The following is a 6,515-nucleotide window of genomic DNA, read 5'->3' on the forward strand; positions in this document are numbered from 1 at the left end:
TATAATATTTTAACGGTTATAGGAACCTTATTTTAGTAAAATGAGCTTTAAGAGTACTCATACTTAGAGTCAATAACATATATGATGCTGATAGGCTATCTAATGAATCATCATCACTCTTCCCATCTCCTTTGTACTTATAAATATCAGATATAGCTGACTTACTTGAATAATCCATAATACTAAGTTTAGATGTTGCAAATGGCTCTATTAACGTAGCAATTCTAGTAAATTTATTACTTAGAGGTTTAATTGGAGCAATTTTAAACTTATGACTCATACCCGCCCTAAGTTTAAGAAACATTTTAGTCACATTCCCATGCCCAGAAACGTTATCCCTATCTTCAACATATAGTTTGTGTACATTAAGATTTGTAAGTATAGTTTTAATTGTATTTAACATTTTAGGATCACCTACTGGTAACTTTTCTTGAAAAATAAACGCATAATAACTTTGATCTACTCTCTCCAAAACACAAAGAGCTGTATTATCGCCTCCTATACTGTATGCAGGATCTAAATACGCTATTGGGGATATAAATTCATGCTTACTTGTAAGATTAACATTAGTAAATATCGCATCACAGGACGAGACCCATTCTCCAAGTAGAACCCTTGCCTTATATGTTGGAATGTCCTTGTAAATCTCTTCTTGGGTTTTAATAAAATCCCGAGAAATTAATTCATTATCATATGTTGTAAAGTTATATGTAGAGTAAATTTTTGTATTATCAATATAATCAAGCTTAAAGAAATGTTCAGGACTATCTGGATTGGTATCAAATATAATTGCCTGCATTCCTACTCTAAGCCTTTTTAAACATTCTATTAATGTTTCTTTATGCAGTGTAGTTGCTTCATTAACGTAAATAAGCGCTGAATTAGAGCCTCTAAACCGCTCAAAATCACTTGCCCTATCACCACCATACAAATTAACTCTTAGTGAGTCTATTTCAAAATATGATGTATTAGAAAATTTTGGCCTAAAGGGTATTTTAAGCATACTAGCAATATCTTCTAACTCACTCATAACATTAACCTCTAATGATTTTTGGGAATTTCCTATTATAAAATTATTAGTATTTCTTTTATACACATTCCTATTTGTAAGCAGTATTTTTAAGAATAGATAACATGCTAGAAATGTTTTACCACTTGCAATCCCACCAGATAAAATAATTTTACTTTGATTATTCTTCTCGATATTACGTACTACTTTAAGTTGTTTTGAAGTTAAATATTTACTTTCAAATCCTTTAAAATCAATATCCAATGCTTTAGGCTTAATAAAATCCATTATATCAATACCAAAATCACGCTTGTACTCTCGCTGCATTTCTTTAAATATAGGCAGCTTATATATATCCATTACCATATCCTTTAAATTTGTAATTTAGAGCGCACATCTGTATCAGTAGCTTTAAGCTTTAGCATTGTCTTGTAACATAGTGACATCTTCTTAAGTTCTCTCTCCCTTTTAAGCTCATCGAGTTTAAGTTTTAACTCTTCAAGCTCACGACTCTCTTCTTCTGAATGTGCAACTTTTTTACTTAAAGTCTTCTTGTAAAGATTGCTAATTTGAGACTCGAGTTCTTCTATTTTGTAATTATGAGTTTTAAGTTCTAACTCTAAATAACGACTAAATGAATTTATAAATTCTAGTCCCAACATACTTTTAGCCATACTAAACTGACTTTTAAGATCACGCGCCTGGGCTGTACTTTGTGATGCATGAAATAAGATATTATTTAAAGTATCTTCACAAATAGTAAGCTTAGCAGCACCAGTAATATACTCAGGGTCATCTTTAAGCGCTTCCCATTTGCGTCTCATCTTTCCTACATTAACACGACTAACTCCCAGCTCTTTTGCTATACCAGTGTTATTAAGCTTCCCTTCTCTAAAATACACAACATAATCATCAAACGATTTCTTTACCCTATTCATACCTTTTAATATAAGTTAACTAATAGGTTAACAAAAATATATTTAACATAAAATTTATAACAAAACAATAAATTTTACAAAAACAATTAATACTTATACGTAAATGTACATTAAAGATATGTAAATAGAGATATATTTTTAAAACAAAAAAGATAAGGGGATTTATATGAATAAAATTAATTTTATTTTGATTTTATTATTACTAATGAGTAGTTGTGAATGGTTTGATTCTTATAAAGACATCAAAAGTAGAGGTAGAAGCAAAAGAGAAGTAAACTCAGAACAAACAGAAAAAGTTCAAAAAACACCTGAAGAAGCCTTAAAAGAAAAGCTAAATGATAATCAAAAATCAAACCTAGATTTTTTAAAAGAGGCATTAGGTGATAAGGAAAAGTTTAATCAACTTCTAACTCTAGATGAAGAAAAGATAAAAGCTGCACTTGAACATATACATACTGAGCTCGAAAAATGTAACGGAAATGATGAGGGTAAAAGCACTTTTAAACAAGTAGTAAAAGGATACTTTAGCAAAATGGATGAAAGTACACTCAATGATTTTAAAAATCAAGCAACAAGCACTTGTCAAGTAGGAGCAGGAAGTTAAATACGCCTCTAATAACTAAAGATGAAAGTTAAGAAATGGGGATTTAAAAAAGAAAGATTTAAGAGAATAAGGTAACAAAAATTCTAGATAAAGATGTGTAATAGAAAATAAATTAAACTCGTTATAAAAATGGTAAGAGTAACTATAAAAGTAAACTTTAAGTTAACAGAGATAGAGAATTTAAATTTTGTACTAAGTAATCCATCATTGCAAAGTTGAAAGGTACTAAAGCGACAGATAAAGTAAACAGAAAGTAAAATTATAAGTATTTGTTAATAACAATGGAAAGAATGCTAGTTATATTCCCTAAATTCTCAAAAAAATATCCTTTATATTTATTACAAATATGTATAAGAGCATATTTTCTATACAATGGCGACCTTTAAAAATTGACTCTACGTGTAAGTATTTGCTAATATTTTTTACACAAGTTTAGTAATTTTTATAATATTTAGTTAACTTTAAAATTACATGATAGTGAATGATTTACTTAAAGAAAAAATAAAAAATTTAATTAAAGAAAATGAACTCTTAAGAGAAGAACTGTTGTTAATTACCAATCCTTCTAAAAAGCAAATTACTACTAAACCCAAAACTAGATTTTATCTTAATGACAAGACAATTAGACTCGTAAAACGCTCTATAGAGAGACTTAAAAGTCTAGACCCCATTTCAGGATGGTTTGTACACTTACTCTCAGTTACTGGTTGTAGGGGTGTTGAGGTACAAAATATAAAACTTGACCAGATATCAAAAGAAAAAGGTAGTAATAATGAACTACTCTATAGCCTGCGTGTTAATGTTGCAAAAAAGAGAAGAGGTGTTTGCATAAGAGAAGTTGTAATTAATAAAGATGAATTTGACGCTATTATGAGGGCCCATAAAACTTATTTCGAAAAAAAAGGTATGGATGCAAGACGTACATATCTATTTCAAAAAAGTAAGATTAGATTTCGTGATAATAAAATTAATATAAAAAAGATTACCGAAAAATTTAAAGAATTACTCATTAAGGGAGGATTTAAAGAAAGAAAATCTCTTCATTTATGTAGAAATATATTCATAGCTACTCTAAAATCACGTGGTTATAATGCATTCCAAATAAAAGAACTTATGAAATATTCATCTACTTCTGAGATTGATAATGTTTATGGTCTCTCAAGTGCAAGTAAAATACAGGCTTACAAAGATATCAAAACTAGCTTGAAATAAATTTTGCTAAATATCTATTTTTTTACAAAATATTATGTATAATAAATACAGCTTATTTATAAAATATTTATATTAACCTTTTACCATTAAAAAAAAGAGACTCTCCGGTCTCTTTTTTTTTATAAATAGAGATTTATATTTTTCTAAACACACGTTTAGACGTAACATTATACTCCCTTCCTCGCTCTTTAAGAGAGAGTGAATCATAAAGTACAGAAGACAAATTAGTTGCTATAAAATGATATCCTGGTGTATTTTTTATTTTAACTTCACTTATCTCAAATTCTCCATCTAAACATCTGTAAACAGGTCCCTCCCACCTCACACTTGCACTGATATCAAACCGTCTCAGTACAGCGCATGGATTTAGAATATAACAATTACTTCTCATACACCCTGACTTAACAAAGTTATGATAATTCCTATTTATATCAAGAACACTAAACTGCAACTTTTTAAAAACTGATACGTAATAATGAAGGGATAAAAAGTAACATCCCCACTGACGTACTGCTGAGACTAAATTTGGGTTATTTTGCGTTATTTTCATATATAATCTCACTTACAATCTTTATTTTTTAAACTACCCACCCCTACTTCCCTTAACTTAAATATAGATATTAAAAAGGAATATCTTCATAAAACTCATCTTCAAGCTTATTCTCATTAATATCTTGTGTTTTAATTGATGAGTTTAAAACGCAAATATCATTTACCAAAATACTGTATTTACTCTTACCCTCACCTGTACGCTTATCATTCCAACTTGAATAAGATAGGGCTCCACTAAGTACAACTTGAACCCCTCGTTTAAGTAAAGCAGCAAGACTCTCAGCTCTAGCTCCAAAAATCACACAGTCAAAAAATTGAGCCTGTCTTGTAACACAGTTATTCTTCTTTACACCTCTATTATTAGCTAGTGTAAATTTTAATATAGGAAAACTATTACTAGTATAAATAACCTCACAGTTTCTTGTTAAACGACCAGACATACTTAACGAGTTAATATCAAACACCAGGACTCTCCTCATCATGAAGCCTACTTAAAAGTTCCATACGTCTTAAATCACAATCAAGTCTCTCAAGATTTTCTAAAAATTCTCGTCTTGCATAATAAGCTTGAACGAGATTCTTTATACTTCTCACACCAAACTTACATAAAAATCTTAAAATCTTGTAAGTAATTACTAAAAATAAAGCTATAAACATAAATCTCATAAAGGTACCCTTAAACAGCTTTTAAAATAGGTGTAGACCATTCATTTGAATTACTACTAAAATTAGAAAGTCCATTCACTTGTGTATAACTATCACTAAACACCTTAAACCTATCTTTAATGGCTCTTTTTCTCATGTTTAACGAGAATAAAATTCCTTCAAAATTATAATAGATATTATTACTAATTGAATAAGTCCTCATCATATCTTGAATTTTTTCTTTTACTTTTAATTTAACTACTTTGGTAATCTCCTCAGCTTCTTTTGCTTTCTCAGCCTCAACTTTACTTATATGCTCAACCATTTTATTTAAAATAAAAATATCATTTTTTAAACCAAGCTCATTCTCAACTTCTAGATTTGTCAACTTAACAAACTTAAGAAATTCTTGTCTAAAGTCTAATTGTGCCAAGGTATTATAAAATTCACTTTTATTTAAAAATGATTTTATTCTCTTAACTAACTCTTCATCACTTGCACTCTCAATATCATTATAGCTTCTCATATACTTAAGAGCGTTGTTAATCTCAACATTAAAAGCCACCATATAAAACATAATCTTTGCTATAAATGCATCGTCTCTTTCAATAACACAGTTTGTAGTATCTCCACCAAATAAAAAGAATAAGTTTCCTTTTTTTAATCCTGTACATAAGAGTTGCATCTGTACTTGTACGTAATACTTAAAGAAATATTTATTATCTAGAAAATTACCAATTCTATTATATTCAGAAGCACCGCATTGTATTTGAAATGAATCGCTGCATTTTATCTCTAAAAGTTCAGCATCACCTTCCCCGTTAACAAACCAAGCATCAATTGTAGCACCAACTAAACAATCACTCTTACCAACTTTTTTAAAGTAATTATATTTATCAATACCGTTTGAATATTTATTTTTATGTAATATATGAATATTCTTATCATAAATTTTTACAAATTCGTCAATTATTAAATTCTCTAAAGCCTTTCCCTTTTTAATACTCAAATTATCTTCAAAAGGCATTTCCCTTCCTATAGATTTAAGAATTCTTACGATAAACATCTCTTCTAAATAATCAGCTCCCATAAACAGACTACCAACTTCACTAGCTCCTACCCTGTGTAAAGCTCTTCTTTGCATACTAAAGTCAACCTTACTATTAAACTTGAAATACTCATTCTTACCAATTTTTGGTAATTTACGTCCTACCTTATTTATTTTACTTAACTGTTTTTGTTTACCTTTAAGATTTTCTTGACTTTGATATGCAAAAGATTCAAAACCCTTAAATACCATTTGCCTGTACAAATCAAATTGTTGCATCCCCACCTCTAATTTTTGTTCATTTGTTTTTGTCATATTTGTCATATTAAACTCCTTTTGTTCTTCTTTATAAATAAAATAATATAACAAAAATTGTTTTTGTCAAAACTTTTGATATATTTTTTTGTTAATCTAACAAAATATTTTATATTTTTACTAACTAATGATTTACTTATTACTAATAATTGGGTTATTATTAACAGTAATAAGAACAAAAGGAGTTTAATA

At 28.6% G+C, this 6,515-nt stretch carries 8 protein-coding genes; 2 read left to right on the plus strand and 6 right to left on the minus strand.

Annotated features, from left to right (window positions below; translation table 11 throughout):
- Nucleotides 1–16 precede the first annotated feature (16 nt).
- On the minus strand, nt 17–1,369 hold the full coding sequence (locus bpuSUM_RS04925; RefSeq protein WP_247066643.1) for a PBSX family phage terminase large subunit: 1,353 nt from the start codon (nt 1,367–1,369) through the stop codon (nt 17–19).
- An 11-nt stretch (nt 1,370–1,380) separates the two neighbouring features.
- The gene (locus bpuSUM_RS04930) at nt 1,381–1,947 is read right to left on the minus strand and encodes a DUF603 domain-containing protein (RefSeq protein WP_247066576.1); all 567 of its coding nucleotides are present in this window, start codon (nt 1,945–1,947) and stop codon (nt 1,381–1,383) included.
- Nucleotides 1,948–2,113: 166 nt separating this feature from the next.
- Here bpuSUM_RS04930 and bpuSUM_RS04935 point away from each other — a divergent pair, with 166 nt between their 5' ends.
- Together bpuSUM_RS04935 and bpuSUM_RS04940 are read left to right on the plus strand one after the other, a co-directional pair.
- On the plus strand, nt 2,114–2,551 hold the full coding sequence (locus bpuSUM_RS04935; protein WP_247066578.1) for an Mlp family lipoprotein: 438 nt from the start codon (nt 2,114–2,116) through the stop codon (nt 2,549–2,551).
- Between the two features lie 471 nt (nt 2,552–3,022).
- Nucleotides 3,023–3,763 (plus strand): tyrosine-type recombinase/integrase, encoded by a 741-nt coding sequence (locus bpuSUM_RS04940; RefSeq protein WP_247066580.1) that lies wholly within the window; start codon nt 3,023–3,025, stop codon nt 3,761–3,763.
- Between the two features lie 133 nt (nt 3,764–3,896).
- On the opposite strand, the gene bpuSUM_RS04945 is transcribed toward bpuSUM_RS04940, so the two are convergent.
- The 4 genes from bpuSUM_RS04945 to bpuSUM_RS04960 all read right to left on the minus strand — a co-directional run bounded on the left by bpuSUM_RS04945 (nt 3,897) and on the right by bpuSUM_RS04960 (nt 6,332).
- Nucleotides 3,897–4,313, minus strand: a complete 417-nt coding sequence (locus bpuSUM_RS04945; protein ID WP_247066582.1) for a DUF261 family protein — start codon at nt 4,311–4,313, stop codon at nt 3,897–3,899.
- Between the two features lie 70 nt (nt 4,314–4,383).
- Nucleotides 4,384–4,755 carry a single-stranded DNA-binding protein gene (locus bpuSUM_RS04950; RefSeq protein WP_247066503.1) on the minus strand — a complete coding sequence of 124 codons (372 nt, stop codon included), beginning with the start codon at nt 4,753–4,755 and terminating at the stop codon, nt 4,384–4,386.
- 16 nt (nt 4,756–4,771) lie between these two features.
- Nucleotides 4,772–4,981 carry a hypothetical protein gene (locus bpuSUM_RS04955; RefSeq protein ID WP_247066584.1) on the minus strand — a complete coding sequence of 70 codons (210 nt, stop codon included), beginning with the start codon at nt 4,979–4,981 and terminating at the stop codon, nt 4,772–4,774.
- A 10-nt stretch (nt 4,982–4,991) separates the two neighbouring features.
- Nucleotides 4,992–6,332: a DUF244 domain-containing protein gene (locus tag bpuSUM_RS04960; RefSeq protein ID WP_247066586.1), complete on the minus strand. Its 1,341-nt coding sequence runs from the start codon at nt 6,330–6,332 to the stop codon at nt 4,992–4,994.
- Nucleotides 6,333–6,515: the final 183 nt, after the last annotated feature.

This window comes from Borrelia puertoricensis, assembly GCF_023035875.1.
GTDB classification, from domain to species: domain Bacteria; phylum Spirochaetota; class Spirochaetia; order Borreliales; family Borreliaceae; genus Borrelia; species Borrelia puertoricensis.